This window comes from Micromonospora sp. CNZ322, from assembly GCF_007827755.1.
The window spans coordinates 483,707-502,162 of the sequence record NZ_VITD01000003.1; the positions used below are offsets into that span (position 1 = coordinate 483,707).

The 18,456-nt window shown below is 70.1% G+C and carries 22 protein-coding genes and 1 tRNA gene; 9 read left to right on the forward strand and 14 right to left on the reverse strand.

Annotation, left to right across the window (positions count from 1 at the left end; genetic code table 11):
* The first annotated feature begins 2 nt into the window (after positions 1–2).
* Entirely contained in the window at positions 3–611 is a 609-nt protein-coding gene (locus FB453_RS10855; protein ID WP_145789553.1) for an isochorismatase family protein, read from the forward strand.
* 4 nt (positions 612–615) lie between these two features.
* The gene (locus FB453_RS10860; protein WP_145789555.1) at positions 616–1,596 is read left to right on the forward strand and encodes a DJ-1/PfpI family protein; all 981 of its coding nucleotides are present in this window, start codon (positions 616–618) and stop codon (positions 1,594–1,596) included.
* Here FB453_RS10860 and FB453_RS10865 read toward each other — a convergent pair.
* The 5 genes from FB453_RS10865 to FB453_RS10885 form a co-directional block, all read right to left on the reverse strand.
* On the reverse strand, positions 1,478–2,200 hold the full coding sequence (locus FB453_RS10865; RefSeq protein ID WP_145789558.1) for a hypothetical protein: 723 nt from the start codon (positions 2,198–2,200) through the stop codon (positions 1,478–1,480). The two genes, FB453_RS10860 and FB453_RS10865, sit on opposite strands and share 119 nt — an antisense overlap.
* A 72-nt stretch (positions 2,201–2,272) precedes the next feature.
* Positions 2,273–2,986 carry a response regulator gene (locus FB453_RS10870; protein ID WP_091405585.1) on the reverse strand — a complete coding sequence of 238 codons (714 nt, stop codon included), beginning with the start codon at positions 2,984–2,986 and terminating at the stop codon, positions 2,273–2,275.
* Positions 2,959–4,167 (reverse strand): hypothetical protein, encoded by a 1,209-nt coding sequence (locus FB453_RS10875; RefSeq protein ID WP_186718196.1) that lies wholly within the window; start codon positions 4,165–4,167, stop codon positions 2,959–2,961. Before FB453_RS10875 ends, FB453_RS10870 begins: the two co-directional genes overlap by 28 nt.
* Positions 4,157–5,335 carry a sensor histidine kinase gene (locus FB453_RS10880; protein ID WP_112584169.1) on the reverse strand — a complete coding sequence of 393 codons (1,179 nt, stop codon included), beginning with the start codon at positions 5,333–5,335 and terminating at the stop codon, positions 4,157–4,159. The genes FB453_RS10875 and FB453_RS10880 overlap by 11 nt, the downstream gene beginning before the upstream one ends.
* A 119-nt stretch (positions 5,336–5,454) precedes the next feature.
* Positions 5,455–5,850, reverse strand: coding sequence for a VOC family protein (locus FB453_RS10885; protein ID WP_112698025.1), 396 nt, complete (start codon positions 5,848–5,850; stop codon positions 5,455–5,457).
* 139 nt (positions 5,851–5,989) lie between these two features.
* Between FB453_RS10885 and FB453_RS10890 the strand changes: the two genes are divergently transcribed.
* Positions 5,990–6,988, forward strand: a complete 999-nt coding sequence (locus FB453_RS10890) for a hypothetical protein (RefSeq protein ID WP_145789560.1) — start codon at positions 5,990–5,992, stop codon at positions 6,986–6,988.
* A 35-nt stretch (positions 6,989–7,023) separates the two neighbouring features.
* On the opposite strand, the gene FB453_RS10895 is transcribed toward FB453_RS10890, so the two are convergent.
* Positions 7,024–7,347: a plasmid stabilization protein gene (locus FB453_RS10895; protein ID WP_112584105.1), complete on the reverse strand. Its 324-nt coding sequence runs from the start codon at positions 7,345–7,347 to the stop codon at positions 7,024–7,026.
* A gap of 364 nt (positions 7,348–7,711) precedes the next feature.
* Here FB453_RS10895 and FB453_RS10900 point away from each other — a divergent pair, with 364 nt between their 5' ends.
* Both FB453_RS10900 and FB453_RS10905 read left to right on the forward strand, forming a co-directional pair.
* Positions 7,712–8,458, forward strand: a complete 747-nt coding sequence (locus FB453_RS10900; RefSeq protein WP_145789562.1) for a GAF and ANTAR domain-containing protein — start codon at positions 7,712–7,714, stop codon at positions 8,456–8,458.
* 177 nt (positions 8,459–8,635) lie between these two features.
* Positions 8,636–9,133: an STAS domain-containing protein gene (locus FB453_RS10905; protein ID WP_186718198.1), complete on the forward strand. Its 498-nt coding sequence runs from the start codon at positions 8,636–8,638 to the stop codon at positions 9,131–9,133.
* Between the two features lie 39 nt (positions 9,134–9,172).
* Here FB453_RS10905 and FB453_RS10910 read toward each other — a convergent pair whose 3' ends face one another.
* Positions 9,173–10,216: a hypothetical protein gene (locus tag FB453_RS10910; RefSeq protein WP_145789567.1), complete on the reverse strand. Its 1,044-nt coding sequence runs from the start codon at positions 10,214–10,216 to the stop codon at positions 9,173–9,175.
* Positions 10,216–10,713 carry a SigE family RNA polymerase sigma factor gene (locus FB453_RS10915; protein WP_145789569.1) on the reverse strand — a complete coding sequence of 166 codons (498 nt, stop codon included), beginning with the start codon at positions 10,711–10,713 and terminating at the stop codon, positions 10,216–10,218. Before FB453_RS10915 ends, FB453_RS10910 begins: the two co-directional genes overlap by 1 nt.
* Positions 10,714–11,532: 819 nt before the next feature.
* Here FB453_RS10915 and FB453_RS10920 point away from each other — a divergent pair.
* A complete protein-coding gene (locus tag FB453_RS10920; protein WP_091405557.1) occupies positions 11,533–11,835 on the forward strand; it encodes a MerR family transcriptional regulator in 303 nt (100 codons plus the stop codon).
* 34 nt (positions 11,836–11,869) lie between these two features.
* On the opposite strand, the gene FB453_RS10925 is transcribed toward FB453_RS10920, so the two are convergent.
* Together FB453_RS10925 and FB453_RS10930 are read right to left on the reverse strand one after the other, a co-directional pair.
* Positions 11,870–12,250, reverse strand: a complete 381-nt coding sequence (locus FB453_RS10925) for a VOC family protein (protein ID WP_486480237.1) — start codon at positions 12,248–12,250, stop codon at positions 11,870–11,872.
* Positions 12,251–12,422: 172 nt separating this feature from the next.
* Entirely contained in the window at positions 12,423–13,151 is a 729-nt protein-coding gene (locus FB453_RS10930) for an ALF repeat-containing protein (RefSeq protein WP_145789574.1), read from the reverse strand.
* A gap of 573 nt (positions 13,152–13,724) precedes the next feature.
* Between FB453_RS10930 and FB453_RS10935 the strand changes: the two genes are divergently transcribed.
* The gene (locus tag FB453_RS10935; RefSeq protein WP_145789576.1) at positions 13,725–13,913 is read left to right on the forward strand and encodes a hypothetical protein; all 189 of its coding nucleotides are present in this window, start codon (positions 13,725–13,727) and stop codon (positions 13,911–13,913) included.
* 500 nt (positions 13,914–14,413) lie between these two features.
* Here FB453_RS10935 and FB453_RS34165 read toward each other — a convergent pair whose 3' ends face one another.
* Positions 14,414–15,025, reverse strand: coding sequence for a hypothetical protein (locus FB453_RS34165; RefSeq protein ID WP_186718200.1), 612 nt, complete (start codon positions 15,023–15,025; stop codon positions 14,414–14,416).
* Between the two features lie 195 nt (positions 15,026–15,220).
* Here FB453_RS34165 and FB453_RS34170 point away from each other — a divergent pair, with 195 nt between their 5' ends.
* Positions 15,221–15,835: a tyrosine-type recombinase/integrase gene (locus FB453_RS34170; protein ID WP_186718202.1), complete on the forward strand. Its 615-nt coding sequence runs from the start codon at positions 15,221–15,223 to the stop codon at positions 15,833–15,835.
* Between the two features lie 13 nt (positions 15,836–15,848).
* On the opposite strand, the gene FB453_RS10945 is transcribed toward FB453_RS34170, so the two are convergent.
* Positions 15,849–15,924 (reverse strand) — tRNA-Arg (locus FB453_RS10945).
* Positions 15,925–16,084: 160 nt separating this feature from the next.
* Here FB453_RS10945 and FB453_RS10950 point away from each other — a divergent pair.
* On the forward strand, positions 16,085–16,780 hold the full coding sequence (locus FB453_RS10950; protein WP_145789580.1) for a hypothetical protein: 696 nt from the start codon (positions 16,085–16,087) through the stop codon (positions 16,778–16,780).
* A 21-nt stretch (positions 16,781–16,801) separates the two neighbouring features.
* On the opposite strand, the gene FB453_RS10955 is transcribed toward FB453_RS10950, so the two are convergent.
* Positions 16,802–17,812 (reverse strand): alpha/beta hydrolase, encoded by a 1,011-nt coding sequence (locus FB453_RS10955; protein WP_186718204.1) that lies wholly within the window; start codon positions 17,810–17,812, stop codon positions 16,802–16,804.
* A gap of 163 nt (positions 17,813–17,975) precedes the next feature.
* Positions 17,976–18,395: an HPF/RaiA family ribosome-associated protein gene (locus FB453_RS10960; protein ID WP_145789582.1), complete on the reverse strand. Its 420-nt coding sequence runs from the start codon at positions 18,393–18,395 to the stop codon at positions 17,976–17,978.
* Positions 18,396–18,456 lie beyond the last annotated feature (61 nt).

Here is an 18,456-nt window from a genome sequence, read left to right on the forward strand (position 1 = left end):
TCATGAGCAGAGCAGCACTCGTCGTGATCGACGTGCAAGAGTCCTTCCGTCAGCGCCCGATCTGGGCGTACGGCTCCAACCCCGACATGATCCGCCAGGTCGACCGGCTGGTGGCTGCCGCCCGGCAGCGCGGCGACCTGGTGGTCTGGGTCCTGCACTCGGAGCCCGGCACGGGCGGGTTGTTCGACCCCGCCCTCTCCTACGTCCGGCTGATCGACGGGTTGGTCCCCGCCGAGGGTGAGCCGACGCTGGTCAAGACCGCGCACAACGCGTTCACCACCACGAACCTCCAGCAACTGCTCACCCAGGCGGGCATCACCGACATCACCGTCTGCGGCATCCGCACCGAGCAGTGCGTGGAGACGACCACCCGGGTCGGCGCGGACCTCGGCTACCGGATGACCTTCGTCACCGACGCCACGCTGACCTTCCCCATCCCACACCGGGACCTGCCGGAGACCGCCACGGTCGCGGAGATCCTCGCTGACCCGCGCACCCTGACGAACGACGAGATCGTGACCCGCACCGAGTACGCGCTGGCTGGCCGCTTCGCGACCATCCGCACCGTGGACGAGGTCATCGGCGCGACCCTCGCCGGCAGCCGGGGCTGACGTCGTGACCCGGGTCGTCTTCCTGCTGGTCCCGCAGCTGCACCTGCTGGACCTCGCCGGGCCGGCTCAGGTCTTCTCCAGCGCCGCCGACCTCGGGTACGACTATCAACTGCACTACGTCGCGGAGCGCGAGCAGGTGCCCACAGTGCAGGGCGTACCGCTGGTCGCCGACACCCGGTGGCCCCTGCTGGCCCCGGACGACCTGGTGATCGTGCCCGGTTGGCGGCCGGCGGCGCACGGGCCGCAGGGGCCGGTGTCGCCCGGCGATCTGCGGCGGCTCGCCGAGCACCACGCGGCCGGTGGCACGGTGGCCAGTGTCTGCGCCGGGGCGTACGCGCTCGGGCGGGCCGGGCTGCTCGACGGCCGACGCTGCACCACCCACCACGAGGTGCAGGACGACCTGGCCCGCCGGCACCCGGCGGCCCAGGTCGTCCGCGACGTGCTGTACGTGGTGGACGACCGGGTGGTCACCTCGGCGGGCATCGCCAGTGGCATCGACGTGGCGCTGCACCTGGTGGCGACCCGGCACGGCCCGGCCACCGCCGCGAAGATCGCCCGCACGCTGGTCGTCTACGCCCGCCGCAACGGGCACGAGCCGCAGGCCAGCGCGTTGATGCGGCACCGCTCACACCTGTCTGATTCGGTGCACCGGGTGCAGGATCTGATCGACAGCCGGTACGCCGAGCCCCTGCCGCTGGCCGAACTGGCCGCCGCTGGCGGTGTGGCCGAACGAACCCTGACCCGACTCTTCCGTGCGAGCACCGGCCTCACTCCGCTCGGCTACCAGCAGCTGCTCCGGGTGGAACGGGCCGAGCACCTGATCGGGCACGGCGCCACAGTGGAAGCCGCCGCGCGGGCTGTCGGCTTCACCGATGCCCGGATGCTGCGCCGCCTGCGAGCCCGCCCCACGAGGTCGGATCCGGTCGCGAACGGTAGTAGTCGTCCCGGGAGTGGAACTCCACCGGCAACGAGCCGGGCAGCGTGACCCGGGTGTCGCCGGCGAGCAGACCGGGGCCGGCCCGCAGCAGCAGCACGTCGCGCTCCTGGGCCGAAAGGTCGACCAGTTGTGGACGGTTGAGCCGGAACATGGCCACCGCCCGGCGAACCTGCCGCGCCAGCGCCACGACCTCGGCGGTCGTTCCGCTGAGGGCCAACGCCGGCTGCTGAATGGTGCGCAGCGCGTCGCAGACGATCAGCAACTGCGCCGGGGCGTCCGGCGCGCTCGTCGGCAGCTCCAACCGGGACGGCCACTGCCAGCGGATCTGACCGCTCATCAGGCCGTTCAGTCGAGCCGGCGGTCGGGCCCGGTGCGTGCCGTCGGCGACCAGCGACAGCTGCGAGCCACTGCCCACCCAGCAGATCCGCTGGTCGGTGACGGTCACCGCGACCGGCTCGGGCAACTGCCAACGGCGTCGCACCTCGCTCGGCCCGAGCAGGTAGCCCGCGACCAACAGCCGGTGTCGCCCGAGCAACCGTTCGCCGGGCATCGGTCGCAGGTTGTAGCGGCGGTCCAGGGTCGGGCCCACGTCGTCGTCGGGGGCGTCGAACCGGTGGGGACCGATGAAGAAGGGGGACGCGTCGGCGTGCATCGTCACGACCTTCCGGTCAGCTGGCTGTGTACTGAAGCCTTCCGGACCGGAGCGCCCCTGTCATGACGCCTGTTAGGGGGTCGGCCGGTCGTGTGTCGCCTGTGACCGGTAGATGCCGATCTCCTCCGGGCGGACGAGACCGTCCTCGATCGCACGGGCGAGCAGTGCCGCCTTTGTGGCGGCTGGTCGCCCCGCCCGGGTGTACTTGATCCGCGCCCGGTCGACGTACTGCTTCACCGTGTGCTCGCTGATCTGCATCCGCCGAGCCACCGACGCCTTGGACATCGACTGGAACCAGAGCAGCAGCGCCTCACGCTCCTTGTCGGACAACATCGGCCGGTCCGGCCGCGGGTCGCCGACCATCGCACCGGCCAGCGCCGGCGGCACGTACGGGCGGTCGCTCGCGGCGGCCAGCACCGTTTCCACGCAGTGTTCCCGGCCCTCGTGCTTGGCCAGGAACGCCACCGCCCCGGCGTCCAGCGCGGCCAGCATCGTCTGCGGGTCGGTGTGCTCCGAATAGACCACCACCCGCCGCCCGGCGGCGCTCAGCTCGGCCAACTTGTCCAACGCCATCCGCCCGTGCAGCCGCAGGTCGAGCAGGATCACATCGGCGTGCGGCGCCGCCCGCAACACCGCGTCCGGGTCGTCGCCGGTGGCGAGCACCGTCAGACGAGGCTCGGTGGCGAGCCAGGCGCGGACCCCCTCGACCACCACCGGATGGTCATCGACGATCGCCACCCCGACCGGCCGATCGCCGGTCACCGCCGCCACCGGGTCTGCGCCCATCTGATGTTCCCGTCCCGTTCGTAGAGGTACTGCACCGGCCCGTCGTCGTGCTCCCCGGGGGGCGGGCCGGTCGACTCCGGTCCCTCCCGGTCCGGGGTGACCAGGCTGACCACCACCTCGTCCGGTCCGGAGACCACTGTCAGACGCGCCCATCCCCGGGCGTCGGCGAGGGTGCCGGTGAGCGGGTCGGCCAGCCGGCGGCGAACCTCCACCGGCAGCGGCGGCGGGGTGCCGATGGTGACCAGGTCGATCGGTAGGCCGTTGCGTTCCGCCAGGTCGGCGGCGGCTCGCAACTCGTGCAACAGCGGGTCGGGCACATCGTCGGACTCGGCGATCAGCCGGCGCAGCCGGGCGGCGGCCAGCATGCACCGGCGCTGCACCTCCGGGTCGTCCGGGTCGGCCTGGCCGCCGGCCAGGTCCCCGAGGACCCGCCCGGCCGCCGAGCTGACCAGAGCGAGCCGGTCCCGGCGTTCCCGAAGGCCCCGCTCGGCGGCATCCCGCTCCGCGGCCATCGCGTGACCGGCGGCCGAGACGGCGGCCCGTTCCCGAGCCAGGCCGACGATGACCGTGCTGCCCACGAAGACCGCCACCGGCAGGGAGAACGTGCCGTAGACGTACATCACGTAGCGGGCCACGTCGGCCGGATCGGGGCCGTGCACGAGCACGGCGACCAGGGCGATCAACGCGTGCGTGCTGAGGAGCGCGATCAGCCCCACGACGCGCCGACCCCACACCGCCAGCACGAAGAACCAGCCGAGCGTGCCCCACACCCAGTTGGCGGCGGTGAACAACTGCCGCTCACCGGCCGCGGCGAAGACGGCCGCGTCGACGACCAGCAGCAGCCCGGCCAGCGGCCACGGCGGCAGTGGCGAGCCTTGCAGCAGCCGTACCCCGGCCACCGCGCCGGTCACGGCGACCAGGATCCAGGCGCCGAGCACCACCGCTGGCGCGGCGAACTCCGCGCGGGCGGACAGCACCGCCGGCAGCGCGATCGCGACGTGCCAGGCCAACGCGATGGCGACGGCGGCGATCCGGGCACCCCGGTCGGACGCGTGCGCCACGGCGGCCGGCGCGGCGAGCGCTGCGGGGGAGTCCGGCTCTCTGGGCGTCGGGACACTGGCGCGGTTCGGTGCCTCCGACGCGTCGGTGGGGTGCGCCGGGGCGTTCAGGTCAGCCGACACCGGGCCACTCCAGTCGAATCCGGGTGCCCGTGCCGACGGCCGAGTGCACGACGGCCCGACCACCGACCGTCGCCATCCGGCCCCGGATCGACTCGCGCAAGCCGTACCGGTGCGGTGGGACGGTGGCCAGGTCGAAGCCGGGGCCGTCGTCGGCGACCTCGACCACGACGCCGATCGCGTCGCGGCTCAGCCGCAGCGTGGCCCCGGCGCCTGGCGCGTGGCGGACCACGTTGGACAGTGCCGCGTAGGCGCTCTCGCTGATCGCGTCGGCCACCCCGACCGGGACGGCGCAGGACGCCAGGTCCAGCCGTACCGCAAGCTCGGGCAGCCGGCCGACCACCAACCGCAACCGCCCGTCGAGCGGCACCGGGCCGTCGCCGGCCACCGGGCCGGCGTCGGTGAGCGAGACGAGGGTACGCAGGTCCGCCGCGCACCGGTCCCGGAAGGCGACCGAGGGCCCCGCCACCGCGCCCAGCCCCACCATGGTCAGCGTCCCGAGCACGGTGTCGTGCAAGTCGCGGTTCTGCTGGCGTTCGGCCTCGCGGGCGGCGCGCGCGACCAACGCCTCCCGGGTCATCCGCTGGTGTTCGACGAAGGCGCGGTCCGCCCGGCCGATGCGTCGGCGCATGACCGCCGCCATCATCGCCGTGCAGGCGGTCTGCGCCAGTAGCGTGGCCGCGTGCGCCCGAGCTTCGGTGGGGTTGCCGGCGGCCTGCGCCCCGGTCACGTAGGTGGCTATCACGAGTAGCCCGGCCGGGATCGACCAGCGTGCGGAGGTCGTGGCCTGTGTGTTGATCACCGTGGTGCTGGCCAGCACGGCGATCCAACTGCCCTCGCCGGGCAGCACCTCGGGCGCCACCAACACCGGGATGAGCAGGCAGGTCAGCGCGGTGACCGCCACGTCACCGGCGACGAGGCCGGGGCCGATGCCGTGGCGCAACGCGCGGTGCGCGTACCAGAGGGACCAGCCGGTCAGCACTGCCACAGCAGGCAGCAACACCGCCTGCTCCACCGGTGGGGTCTGCACCGACACGGCCACCGCCGCGCCGAACAGCCCGCAGCTCAGCCGCAGCAGCGCTGGCAACGTGGTGAAGATGAGGCCCAGGGCCCCGCCGGCCGGGTTGTCCAGCGTGGGCGGCGGCACGGTTGGGGTGGCAACGGCCGGCATCGGGAAGTGTCCTTCCGACAACGACCCGGTCCGGGTCCACGCGGCGTAGATCGACATCGGACAATAGCATGGCGGACCGTGACGGGGTGATCCTTTGTATGCGGAGTGTCGCTAATGTGTCACTCTGTGCTGCGGGGCTGGAGGAGGTCCCAGCGGTTGCCATAGATATCGACGAACACTGCTACCGAACCGTACGCCTCGTGCCGCGGTTCCTCCAGAAAACGCACCCCGGCCGTCACCATCCGGGCATGGTCCCGGGCGAAATCCTCGGTGTAGAGGAACAGCCCGACCCGGCCGCCGGTCTGGTCGCCGATCCGAGCCTGCTGCTCGGCGCTGCTCGGCCGGGCCAGCAGCACTGCCGTCTCCCGGGCCCCCGCCGGGCGGACCACCACCCAGCGTGAACCGTCCGGTCGGGCGGTGTCCTCCACCAGCTCGAAACCGAGGTCGCCGACGTAGAAGTCGATCGCCTCGTCGTACTCCCTGACCAGCAGCGCGACAAGTCCCAGATGTGCCATTCGGCCATTCTGCCGGCGGATGCCCCGGGCCCAGCCGGCGACGTCCCCACCGGTCACCCGCGTCACGCCGCGGCCCGGTCGGCCGGAACCAGACGCGTCTGGTGTCCGTCCCATCCCCGGGTGGAAGGTGGTGAGCCGGATGCGTTCGTCCCGGACCGTACTGGTGGTGGCACTGATCGGCATGGCGTTGGGTGGCTGCGGTGGCACGGACATCGGGCCGGGCCGGGCCGACGAGCCCGCTCCGGCCCAGATCGTCGATGGGTGGACCTCCTGTGCCAAGGCGGCACCCCGGGCGGGCGAGGTGATCACGGGGCCGACCACGGAGACGTCGCCGCCGGCCGTGAAGGAGCCGACGATCGGTCGCATCGACCCGGCGTTCACCCCGGTCGCGGCCGTGATCTGCGGGCGCGAGATTCGGCCGGGCCCCAACGGCGGTCAGGAACAGATCGCCACCGAGCGACGCGCCGAGCAGATCGCACCGCTGCTCACCGCGCTGCGCCTGCCCAGCGAGCAGACCGGCGGGGAGGTCGCCTGCACCCTCGAGATGGTCATCCCGCCGTGGTTGGCCCTGGTGGACGACCGGGGACGCTGGCTGCGGCCCCAGATCCCGACGGACTCCTGCGGCAAGCCTCGCGCCGAGGTGATCGCCGCGCTGGCCGGGCCGCAGTGGACCACTGTGGACACCCGTACCCTCCGACAGATCGAATCCGCGGCCGCCGCGGCCGCCGGATGCGCGCAGCAGTGGACGGACATGGTGTGGGTGGAGACCCGGAACGGTAACCCCGGGCCGGCAGGGCCCGGGCTACCGCCGGCAGCCGGGCCGCTGCGCCTCTGCGTCTACCAGGTGCCCGCGTCGCTTCAGGAAGGCGAGAAACCCGCGGGCGACTTCGTGTACGGCGGTCCGCTGCCAATCGAGCGTCAGGCGGGCGTGCTCCGGGCGCTGTCCAATCGCCGGGCGGTGGTCGACTGTGCCACTCCGGCGACCCGCTTCGCGGTGCTACGCCCGCTCGAAGGTGCAGGCCCCGACCGGTACGTGGAACTCGACGGCTGCCGCCGGTTCCTGGTCGCGCCAGCGACGGGCGCTGCGCAGCTCGGCCAGGGCGACGACGCGCTTGTCGCCCTACTGGGGCCCGTCTGAGCTGGCTCGGCGAGTCCACGACGCCCGACCGGTCGCTACTTCGACAGGGCCCGCTCCAGCTCGCTCTTCGACATCGACGAGCGGCCCTTGATGCCGCGTTGCTTCGCCTCGTTGTACAGCTGCTCCTTGGTGCGACCCTGGGCGCCGCTGTGGGAGCGCTTACCGCCACGGTGCCCGGACGACACGTCGTTCCGGGAGGACCGGCTCGCCGTTCGGGACTCACCCGAGCGGGCCCGTTCCTTGTTGACAGTGCGGGCCGCGATCTCCTTGGCCCGCCCGGCGGAGGCGCCCCGCTCTTGCGCGCTCTCCTTGATGTGCTCGTACTGTCGTTCTCTCTTCGGGCTCGATCCTGCTGGCATCGGTGCCTCCCACCTCCGCTGTCGGTGCGGTCGAGGCCCGGCTCGCACGCTTCTGAGCTGACATCGGCACGTTCCGAGCCGGGCGTGGTGTTCACGCTGTCTGAGCACGATGCCCCGCCGTCCGCAGGGCCAAACAAGAGCGCCCGAGCCGATCCGGCTGCCTCGGGTACGTTCCACTCCGCGTCGTATAGTTGTCGCCGCAGCCGACGCCTGGGCGTCGGTCAGTCAGCGTCCAGCAGCGGGCGCCCGGGCTCGGTTGGCGAGTCCGTGCGGCGCCCCGTGCTCGCGGGTGCGCCATCACCACGCGCGCTGCCGTCGCCTTCCTGCAACCGGTACGCGCCCCGGGCACGAGGACCTTGAAGTCATGGCACAGCAGCCCATTGATCCCAATGCGGCGATCTCCGAACTCGGCCAGATCAAGCTCGGCGAGACCGACCTGTCTGGAGTGTTGACCCAGGTCTCCGAGCTGGCACGGCGAACGATCCCGGGCGCCGAGGAGGTGTCGGTGACGTTGCTGAAGCAGGAGGGTGCGCACACCGCCGCGTTCAGCGGGGAGATGGCGCTACGACTCGACGAACTGCAGTACGAGCATGGTGAGGGTCCGTGTCTGGAGGCGGCCAGAGACTCCGCCGTCGTGTCCGTCCCCGACATGTCCGAGGAGGTCCGCTGGCCGCAGTGGGCGACCGAAGCCGTGCAGGGTGGAGCTCACAGCTCACTGTCGATCGGGTTCCCGATCCAGGAGTCCGTGCTCGGTGCGCTGAACATCTACGGGGCCGAGGCGGGTGCCTTCGACGACGACGCGGTCGCCCTCGCAGAGACGTTCGCGGGGTACGCCGCTGTCGCCCTCGCCAACGCCCACCTCTACGACACCACCGCCACCATGGCCGCGCAGATGCAGTTGGCCATGCGGAGCCGGGCCGTGATCGAGCAGGCCAAGGGCATCATCATGGGCGAACGCCGCTGCACCCCCGACGAGGCGTTCGCCGTCCTCGCGAAGGTTTCCCAGGACTCCAACCGCAAGCTGCGGGAGGTCGCTGCCGCCCTTGTGGAACGGACCACCCGACCGCCGGGTCCCAAGCGTGATCGCGGTACGTCCGGCAACCTAGCGTAGGCGTTCGCCAACCGGCTGCTGTTGCCGGAAGGTGGCGACCCGCCAACGCAGCGCCGACTGAGGTCGGCCGGGAGCTGACGCGCCGAGTGGCGGCCGACTGCCCAGGCGGTTATCGTCGAGGTTGGTCAAGCCATGCGCCAATCCTGTTACGGATTTCAACAGGAGGCGTGTGCTCCTATGACTGAACGTTCCTGGTTCTTCCAGAGCCACTTCGACAGATTCCCGACGGCAGTCACCCTCGGTCAGGTCACGTCAGCGGCGCTCGCCGGCAACCAGCCGGATGGGCGTTTCGACCTCGACTCCTCCGGGCCGTCGTTCCAGGTGACCCGCTACACCGAGGCCACGAACCTGTCCGCGACCCTCTCGGCCGACCGGATGGTCGTCGCCCCGGTGGGGTACGTCGACATGGACACCGCACCACGCCTGGCCACGGCCCTGATCAACGCGATCGACAGCCATCCCGAAGTCTGCTGCGACCTGACCGGCGTCGGCTTTTTCAGCGCCGCGGGTGTGCGCGTACTCCTGCTGGCGCGGGACCGGGCCGAGCGGGTCGGCTCCCGCTTCTCGATCCGAGGCGCCGAGGGAATCACCCAGCGGGTGCTGCGGATCACCGGCGTGGAGCGCCTGCTCCTGGGCCCCGAACAAGACACCGGCCCAACCGTGCGGCTCGGCTGATCCGCAGCTCATAAACCACACCCTCGCCATGCGGTGGCGTCACCAGGTGTCCGGGCGATCGAGGTCGCGGGCCGGCTGGTACCCGCCAAGGATCGCCAAGCCCTCCGCCTCGGTGTACCCGTTCCCCCAACCCTTGCGGAACGCCTCGACGTGGCAGGGCTTGACCACCATCTCCAGCACGTCACTGCCTTGCCGGCGGGCCCGGTAGGGCCCGGCGACAAGATCTCCGCGCCGGGCGTCGTCGCCGGCCGGGGCGGGTTGCGCCCGAACAGTCAGCCAACGGCCGGATGCGTCACCGACCACCAGAGAGCCCTCGACGAAGGAGTCCCGCGTCGACCGGCCGAGCGTGACCGAGCACTCCAGCAGCCGTCCGTCGGGCGGCAGCGACTCCAGGCGGAACGGCACGACGCAGCGGTGGGCACCGTCGAACCGGACCCGGCTCGCCGTGCCGGCCGCCTCTTCCCTGGTGGTCGCGTACACGTCCACCTGGGCCCAGAGCCCGTCAGCGGGTTGCCAGCGGACGAACCACAGCTTCCGGTCGCCGGACGGATCGAACCAGGCGACCCCCGGGCGGTCGCCGACCCGTACCTCGGTCCGCCCCTGCGGTCGCCCCTGCGAGGACAACGTCTGCTGGAGCCCGTCCAGCAACCCTTCGGTGCGCGCCAACACGAAACGGGCCTGACCGGTCGGGCCCCGAAACTCGACGCTCTCGATGCCGCGCCCGGTGCGCCACGACGCGAAATTGGCGTCGCTGACCAGCGTGTCGGTCGAGAAGTGCACAGTCGCGGGATCGGCACCGACCTCCTCGGGGCGTACGGTCCCATCGCTCTGTGCCTCCGGCAGCATCAACGCCGCGACCGGCACAATCGGGTCATCGGTGCTCCGAACGCCCGGGATCGCCAGCACCACCGAGGTGAGAGCGGCACACGCCGCTGCCACGCCACCGGCGATCAGTCCCCGTCGCCGCCATCGCAACCGCCGGCCGCGATGCCGGGCCCGTTGCACGACCGGAGTCGGATCGATGTCGCCACCCGCCCGATGCTTGAGCGTGGTGGCGAGCTGCTCATCAAGGTCACTGAACATCAGAGCTCTCCTGCCCGTGCGTGGGTTGCGGCAACCTGACGCTGACGCAGCGCCGCCAGGGCCCGCCTCGCGTGTGTGCGTACCGTCCCGGTCGAGCAGGCGAGGATCTCGGCGATCGACGTGTCGTCCAGATCCTCGTAGTAGCGCAGGACGATCACGGTGCGCTGACGCGTCGGCAGAGCACAGACCAACCGCCACAGTGCGTCGCGCTCGGCGACCCCGGCGGCCTCGTCCACGTCGCCCGCCCTATCGAGGACCGCGGCAACCGAGATCTCCCGGCTGCTGAGCCGACGCCACCACGAGTTGTGGGTGTTGACGAGCATGCGCCGGACATAGGCATCGGGACGGTCCGTCCGCGAAATGCGGCCCCACCGGGCGTACGCCCGCGCGAGGACATCCTGAACCAGATCCTCGGCTCGGTGCTCGTCACCGGTCAGCAGCCGGGCGAGCCGCACCAGCGCCGAAGTGCGAGCGAACGCGTACTCCTCGAACGTCACGCCCTATTAACGCCGTCGGCCAACCGGTCCGTAGACACCCGCCGGGCACTTTCTGCCGAGCAGGGCCGTCGTGACGCGCCTACCTGTCGCCGACGTAGGTGCCCCGCTGCGGTGCGGTGCGGCCAGTGCTGGGGCGTCGATCGCCGTGAGTTCGGCGTACGCGCTGGCGGTGTCGTCGGTCAGAGGATCGCCTCGGCCCGCTGGCCCTGTCGGTGGCAGGACTATCTCCGTCCTCGGAGAGAATCTATGAGCGAAGCGCTAGACATTCGGACCGTCGCCAACTAACGTTCCTGTGGTCGAGAACAGAGCAAACAAAGACGCTGACGGTGCCGCCCCGCACGAGGGCGAAGGAGTGGGGCCCGGGGAACCTGTAGGGCCTGCTCAGCTCGGCGGCAGACATTTGCCGCAGTTAGCTAGTGCGTAGGAAGGCGTGTGACAGCGGGTGGGGCCGACGCTTGTTCAGGGCTTCACCCGAGGTGAGAAGAGTTCGTCGTACGTGTTGGGGCCATGAAGTCGCGTGGGGCTCGGACACCGACGGACAGCACGGAGTACGGCAGAGGAAATCAGAGGCAAGGGAGGGCATTACACCGTTGGATCGCCCGCTACCAGTCGCATTCACGGGCTGGGCGCGGACACCGCAGTTTCCCTCGAACGAGAGGTGGTCTCCGGTCACGCTTACGCGATCCTCGCACCCGAAGCCGTCCCTGACGGCTGGTGCGGACAAGACAAGCCGACGTTCTGTCGGTAGATGGTGTTCCTGACCCACAACCCTTGGGCCCCGGTGCTTCCGAGCACCGGGGCCCTCGTGATGGAGGTTCCATGGCTCAACCCGACGACATGCTCGACGACGAGGACTACCCCGCCTACACGATGGGCCGTGCCGCCGAGATCCTCGGCTGCTCGCAGGACTTTCTACGCCGACTCGGCGACGCGAAACTGATCGACCCGCAGCGCTCCAGTGGAGGGCACCGCCGCTACTCCCGCTACCAACTGCGCCTTGCCGCGCGAGCTCGGGAGTTGTGTGACCAGGGCACAGACATGGCCTCGGCCTGCCGGATCATCATTCTTGAGGACCAACTCGAAGAGGCCCTTCGGCGCAATGAGCGCCACGAGCAGGGCTGAGCACACGTCCGTGCGGGCCTGCCAGACGAGACCGTCAGAGCTGTTGGACGATCTGGATCGGGTTGCCGTCCGGGTCGGCGGTCCAGGCGATCAGCAGGCGATCAAGCCACCGGTGCGGTGCGGCCAGTGTTGGGGCGCCGTTCGCCGTGAGTTCGGCGTACGCGGCGGCGGTGTCGTCGGTCCAGAGGATCACGGCGGCCCGCTGGCCCTGGGACACGGGGTCGAGCCCGTGATCGTCACGGGTGGAGGCCACCGAGGCGATGCCGATCTTGTAGCCGTCGAGCACGAGGTCGATGTGGATCGGCTCGCCCTCGGCCGGCACCCGGAAGGTTTCAGTGAAGCCGAGACCGGCGTAGAACTCGGCGGCGCGGGAGACGTCCTCGCTGAAGAGGATCACCTGCGGGGTGCGGAACATCGACACCGTCCGACGCTATCAACACACTGACTTCTCGCTACGCGGGCAGGTCGACAAACTGCCGCAAGCGTGCGTTCGGTCGGTACGACGACCCCCGCTGCATCCGCGACGGCCACGAACGGCGTTGACACGCCCGGCTCGACGAAGCATCGAGCCGGGCGCGTCAGTTGAGCTACGCCACGAAGCGGGAACGGCGTCGGCGTCCGATCAGGTAGCCCGCGCCGCCGAGGAGCAGGAGCACACTGCCAATGCCGGCCACGGTCGCGGTGTCAGCACCGGTCACGGGCAACCCACCGCCCTCGCCACCCTCGCCGCCGGGGGCACCCGGGCTGGCGGAGACGGTAGGAGTCGGTGCAACGGTCGTGGCGCTGGGCGTAGCGCTCGGTGTGGGCTGAGCCGTCGGCGTCGGCGTGGGCTGAGACGCGCAGTCAAGCTCGCGGGCGGCGTACAGGCCGTCGTTCAGGTAAGCCAGGTAGGCATCGACGGTCGCCTCGCCGAGCACCTTCTGCGCGGCCGCCTCCACGTTGGTGCCGGCGTCCGTCAACGTCCGAACCACAGTGATCCGCAGAGCCACCGACCAGGCATTCTGCACGCCCGTCTTGAGGAATGCGCGGAGTTCATCCTCGGTGCCCTTCAGCGCATCCTGGATGGCGCCCGGCAGAACGGGCAACTCGTCGGCGTTCGCCGCGGACAGGATCTGGGCAGCCAACACCCGTACCTCCTGATCGGTGGCGGTATCCAGATCGATGGTGACAAGCTCGCGAATGTCCTTGTACACCTTGCGCTCGACCGTCTGGCAGGCCTCGTTCAGCCCGGGCGATTCGATGTGAGCCACCGCCGGTGCCGCCGGAATAAAAAAGGCCAGCGCCAATAGGGCGCTGGCCGGGAACTTCCATCGCATGTGGTCTTCCTCCCCGTTGCAAGCAAAAACACGGAGATACTACCGTCAGTGGCCGCAAAAGCAAGGATGGATGGAGTTCCGGACTACGCACTGAGCAAGGCCGTAGCGGGAACGCTACTCAAATCCCTCCACAAGGGACGAAAAGATTGTCACTCAGTCTGTTTGGTAGGACCAGCCTGTCCGTCGTCGTCCGTTGGTGTCGGCCTGTGGCGGCGTTCTTGGCTGTACCGATGGCGGTACAGTTGATCTATGGCGGCGGCTGAGAAGAGGGACACCGAGCGCTTCCGCGATCCGAGGCATTGGCTGGGCGGCTTGGCTGCTGGTGAGGTCTTCGTTCGCTGCCCACGCTGTGCAGAATGTGCCTCGGTCCTTCCTTGTCCCGAGGAACTGGCCGACGGTACTCGGCATGATGTTTGGCTGCGTCGTCAGCTTAGTTGTCTCGGGTGCGCGTATACGGACCTCTGGGATGCTCCTCGCCTCGCAAACAACGCGCGCGCCTTCCCTGAGTTCTCGGGTCCGAATGACCCCTACTTCGGCCTGCCACTCTGGTTGTCGACAGAGTGCCGTGGGCGTGTGCTCTGGGCGTACAACGCAGAGCACCTGAACCTGCTGGAGACGTACGTGTTCGCTCGATTGCGGGAACGCGGCCAGCACATGGGAAGCCAGACCCTGGTTGAGCGCCTGCCGGCGTGGATCAAGAACGGCAGGCACCGCGCTGAGGTGCTGGACGCAATAGGGCAGCTTCGGGCGCTACTTGCCTGAGCGCGGTTAACCGAGCGCGGCACATTCCTGCTCGTCTCCGGTGCCTCACCGGGACCGTGATGAAAGTGCGCGGTCACACCCAGATCGGGCTGACCATGAACACCTACACCCACGTCCTGTCGGAGACCGAACGGGCTGCCGTGACGAGGCTGCGAAGCACTTCTTCGGGTGACATGGCTGTACGGGCGTCGGGGTGATCGGCGGGACCGGGCACGGCAAGCCGCTGAGCTGTGGTGATGGGGGTGCGCCCGCAGGATTCGAACCTGCGGCCTTGGGATTAGAAGAAGATCGCGGATGGCTGGTCAGGTGGCTGCTTCCCTGGTCAGCCCGTCTGTCGATGTCGGGTAGCGTCGGCGTCAGCGGGTGGTCTTGGCTGTACGGATGGCTGTACGGGCGCGTTGGCTCTTCAGGTTCATCCCACCAGTTGGCCGTCGTTTCTTCGGCGGATCTCCGAGGAGGGCCGGGGTTCGGGGCGGAGCCCCGAGGTCCTTAGGTTCCGGCTAGTGAGTACGCCAGTCCAGGGCGTCGAGCAGGGCTCCTGCCACGACCAACCGGTTTGTCGCACCGATCCCGTCCAGTGCCCTATGCATAATCTCCTCGGCGTCCTCGGACAGTTCCTGCGGACCCAGCATGGGCAGCATCAGGATGAGCCGCTGCGCCCAGGTCAGTCGTTCATCCGGCAGCGCCGCCGCGGCGAGCAGCTCCACCCAGGTCATCGCGGACGTGAACCCGTGGCCCTCGACCGAGGTGACCACCTCTGCTGGCCGGCCCGGCCGCTCCTTCACGAAGTCGATCCCCGCCTCATCCTCGACGTTGCGGTACACGATCCGCAGCCACACTTCTCCGTCGAGCCGAACCGAGATGACCGGCCAGCGCTCGGGGTCGTCGAGGACGGCGCCCATCGCGTGGTAATCAGCGGCCTGCACCTCGAAGGCGGCCTTCGACTCCGGGTAGGCACCCAGAGGTCCCGACAGGTAGTGCCACCAGAAGGCGGGGTATCGCACCACGCCATCTGCCGCATACACGGTTGCGTCGCACTCGGTCGTGTAGTCAGGCGGGGCCATGGCTTTGTAGCCGGGGATCGTGAACGCGGGTCCGATGATCAGCGACATGGCCCGCATTCAACACGATTCGAGATTGCCGTATCTTCGTCCGTCAGCGTGGCCGGCCGGCCCGGCCGATGCCGGCCGGAGGTCGCCAGCAGGCCGGGGCCGGGCCGGCGCGGCCCGCTTGCGGGCCGCCTTGATGTGGGCTGGGGTGAGGGCAAGCGGTCGCGGAAGTGGGTCTACGGCAAGACGGAGCGGGCAGTGCTCGGCAAGCTGGTCGACCTTCGCCGCCGCCAGGAACAGGGGCAGAACCTCGCCGCCGCTCCTCGAACGGTCGGGGAGTGGCTGGACGAGTGGTTGCGGATGAAGGAGCGTGACGGGACACGGCCGTCGACGTTGCAGGGCTACCGGAAGCTCGTTGAAAACCACGTCCGCCCGGCGCTTGGCCGGCTGGCGCTCGACAAGCTGACGCCAACCGTCATCCGTCGGCTGCTGGCCGAGAAGACAGACGCGGGTCTCTCGGCAACGACGGTTAGGCACATCCACGGGCTGATCCGGAACTCACTCGGTGACGCTGAGCGGGAGGAACTGGTGCACCGCAACGCCGCCAAGTCTGTCCGTCCGCCCGCGATGAAGCAGGTCGAGCGTCGCGCCCTGGGCGTGGATGAGGCCAAGCGGCTGCTCGACGTGCTGCGGGGGCACCGCCTGGAAGCCTTGTACGTCTGCGCGTTGACGGTCGGGCTTCGTCGCGGGGAGCTGCGCGGGCTCGCCTGGTCGGACATCGAACCGCGAAGCACCTCTTCGGCTGACTTGGCTGTACGAATGGCTGTACGGAGGCTGCGGTGGTCGTCTCGACCGGGAGCGGAAAGCCGTTGACCTGGGGTGACGGTGGCGCGCCCGGCAGGATTCGAACCTGCGGCCTTGGGATTAGAAGTCCCCTGCTCTATCCGCTGAGCTACGGGCGCGTGTGGCGTGCATGTTGCGCCCAGAGGGTACCGCCGTCCCACTGCCCGACGGCGAAAAGGGTGCCCGCGTCCACGTTGCCGAGCAGAGTCTCACGTCCGCCTCGTAGCGGGCATCCGGGTTACCGCGAAGCGGCCTGGCCGCGGACCGTACCTTTGGCTGGTGTTGCTGGATTCCGATGCCGAGAGCGACGTCGCCTACGAGTTGTGCCAGGTCGTCGGTCGCGCCATCCTGCCGTACCGGTCCTCGGGCGACGTCGGTACCGCGTTCTTCTTCCAGGGCGGCGACGATCCGGTGGGGGAGTCGCTGCTGACGGCGGCCGACCTGGTGAGCGGTTCGGGCGGTGAGTTGAGCCTGCGGGCGAGCGTCACCGAGCCGGCGGGGGTGGCCCCGGCCGTTATTTCCGAGACCGAGATCGTGCCCGGTTGGGCCCGCTTCGCGGGCGACGGGGTCGCGGTGTTGCCGACCGCCGGCCTGCACCGGTACGCCGGCGACGGCGGCTGGCGGTGGCGCGTCCAGCCGGTGCCGGCGGGGATCGCCGCCGGGCCCGAGGTGGTGGCCCGCCTCGGCGCCGACGCCAGTTCCGCTTTCGTGCTGGCCCATGGGGTACGCGAAGACGGGTCGCGGCCGCTGGAGGTCGCGATCGAGCGGGTGGTCCGCGACGGGGACGCCGTGCTGATCACCACCGAGCTGCCGCCGGGGTACGTCGGCGCGCCGGTCTTCATCGTTCAGGCTGAACCCACCGGTGAGGTCTCCCCGTACTGCCTGGGCCTGGTCCTGCCCGGTGTCGACGCGCACCCGGTGGCGACCTTCGACCGGATCCGTGCCGTCCTCCCGGCGACGCCCGGCGACGTCTGAACCGCGTGCCGTCCGGCCTGGTCAGCCGCCGGGCGTCGCCGCCCCCGCCGCGTCGGCCGTGTGCGCGTTGGCCGGGGCGGTGGGGCCGGCGGCGAGGAACGCCTCGGCCCAGCGGCCCACCTCGTCGAAGACCTTTGTCCGTACGGCGGGGCCGGAGAGCGTGAGATCGTGCAACCCGCCGTCGAAGCGGGCCAGTGTGACGTGGCGACCGAGGCGGGGCGCGTAGCGGACCATGTGCTCGACGTCCAGTACGGCGTCGGCCAGTGTCGCGTTGTCATGCCACTTGGTGCCTCGGAAGGACCGGGTCGAGCAGGCCAGCAGCACCGGCACCTGGATGTCCAGCCCGGCGCGCAGCCGGCGTTGCCCGGTGCGGATCGCGTTCAGCCAGCCGGCCCGGACCGGGAACCCGGCCAGCGGCTTCCACGCCAGGTCATAGGTCCACTCGCCGCGGTGGTCGGAGTGGATGCTCTCGCCGTACACGGTGCCCAGCCCGAACGGCAGGATGCGGTGCGGCGCCCTGCGGCCCAGCCGGGACGCGGCGGCCGCGAGGGGTCGGCGGACCGCCCAGGGAGCGTTCAGGTCGAAGAAGGGGCTGTTGAGCACCAGGCCGTCGATGGTGCCGGTGTCGCGGCGGGCGTCCGCCCAGAGCGAGATGATCAGACCGCCGGTGGAGTGACCCATCGCCAACAGCGTGTCGTGCCCGTCGTCCTTGCGGATGATCTCGGCGGCGGCGTCCAGCTCGGGGAAGTAGTCGCTGATGTCGCGGCAGAAGTTGGGGGTCTGGGCGGGGAGCAGACTGCGGCCGTATTTGCGCAGGTCGAGCGCGTAGAAATCCCAGCCTCGCTCGGCGAAGAAGTCAGCCAGATGCGTCTGGAAGAAGTAGTCGACGAAGCCGTGCACGTAGAGCACGGCCCGCCCGGTGGGGCGCTCGGCCCGCCGCCGGACCAGTGTCGCGACAACGGGGCCTTCGTCGTCGGTGCCCAGGTCGATCGTCTGCCGCTCGTAGGGCGGCCCCAACACGTCCGGTTCCACGAATGCGACGCTACGCCGCCAACCTACTCAGCGGTAGCCCGCAGTCCCGCTCGCTCCGTTCGACCCACTCACCCCCGCGGTCTTGCACTTTCTGTCCCGACATCAGGGGCAACAGCCGCTGTTCGGGAGCCGAAAGCGCAAGATCGCGGGGGTGGGGCGTGGGTCAGACCGTTTCCGCGTCGGCGCGCGGGGCCGGGTTCTCGGACTCGTCAGCCTCCATCTGCGGCTGCGGGAGGTCGCGCAGGTGCTTGTTGTGCCGGGGCTCCTGGCGGGTCTTGGCGTCGTTGAGCCGGCGGCGCAGGTCGTCACGGACGTCGTTCAGGGCCGCGTGCAGGTCCTCCTCGGCGGAGGTGGTGACGATCTTCTGCCGGCCGGCGATCCAGCACTCCAGGGTGACCTTCTGACCACGCGCCTCCCGGTCCTTCACCGACACCTCCAACTCGGTGGCGTCAGCGTGGAAGCTGGCGAGCCGGGCGTCGAGGGTGGCGAACTGCTCGGCGATCCAGTTGCGGTCGGCCTGGGAGAACCCGGCGCCCACCCGCAGGCACTCAGCCACGGTGGCCGGGTTCGCCACGGCGCTCATCGCTGCGCCTCGGAAGCGTTCGCGGAGCCGATGGTAGTGATCATCATGGCGCTGACCTCTC

What these genes read in the sequence shown, in the direction of transcription:
- FB453_RS10855 (WP_145789553.1), top strand. Translation starts at nt 3, where the DNA reads ATGAGCAGAGCAGCACTCGTCGTGATCGACGTGCAAGAGTCCTTCCGT.
- FB453_RS10865 (WP_145789558.1), bottom strand. Translation starts at nt 2,200, where the DNA reads ATGCACGCCGACGCGTCCCCCTTCTTCATCGGTCCCCACCGGTTCGAC.
- FB453_RS10870 (WP_091405585.1), bottom strand. Translation starts at nt 2,986, where the DNA reads ATGGGCGCAGACCCGGTGGCGGCGGTGACCGGCGATCGGCCGGTCGGG.
- FB453_RS10880 (WP_112584169.1), bottom strand. Translation starts at nt 5,335, where the DNA reads ATGCCGGCCGTTGCCACCCCAACCGTGCCGCCGCCCACGCTGGACAAC.
- FB453_RS10885 (WP_112698025.1), bottom strand. Translation starts at nt 5,850, where the DNA reads ATGGCACATCTGGGACTTGTCGCGCTGCTGGTCAGGGAGTACGACGAG.
- FB453_RS10890 (WP_145789560.1), top strand. Translation starts at nt 5,990, where the DNA reads ATGCGTTCGTCCCGGACCGTACTGGTGGTGGCACTGATCGGCATGGCG.
- FB453_RS10895 (WP_112584105.1), bottom strand. Translation starts at nt 7,347, where the DNA reads ATGCCAGCAGGATCGAGCCCGAAGAGAGAACGACAGTACGAGCACATC.
- FB453_RS10900 (WP_145789562.1), top strand. Translation starts at nt 7,712, where the DNA reads ATGGCACAGCAGCCCATTGATCCCAATGCGGCGATCTCCGAACTCGGC.
- FB453_RS10905 (WP_186718198.1), top strand. Translation starts at nt 8,636, where the DNA reads ATGACTGAACGTTCCTGGTTCTTCCAGAGCCACTTCGACAGATTCCCG.
- FB453_RS10910 (WP_145789567.1), bottom strand. Translation starts at nt 10,216, where the DNA reads ATGTTCAGTGACCTTGATGAGCAGCTCGCCACCACGCTCAAGCATCGG.
- FB453_RS10920 (WP_091405557.1), top strand. Translation starts at nt 11,533, where the DNA reads ATGGCTCAACCCGACGACATGCTCGACGACGAGGACTACCCCGCCTAC.
- FB453_RS10925 (WP_486480237.1), bottom strand. Translation starts at nt 12,250, where the DNA reads ATGTTCCGCACCCCGCAGGTGATCCTCTTCAGCGAGGACGTCTCCCGC.
- FB453_RS10930 (WP_145789574.1), bottom strand. Translation starts at nt 13,151, where the DNA reads ATGCGATGGAAGTTCCCGGCCAGCGCCCTATTGGCGCTGGCCTTTTTT.
- FB453_RS34165 (WP_186718200.1), bottom strand. Translation starts at nt 15,025, where the DNA reads ATGTCGCTGATCATCGGACCCGCGTTCACGATCCCCGGCTACAAAGCC.
- FB453_RS10960 (WP_145789582.1), bottom strand. Translation starts at nt 18,395, where the DNA reads ATGAGCGCCGTGGCGAACCCGGCCACCGTGGCTGAGTGCCTGCGGGTG.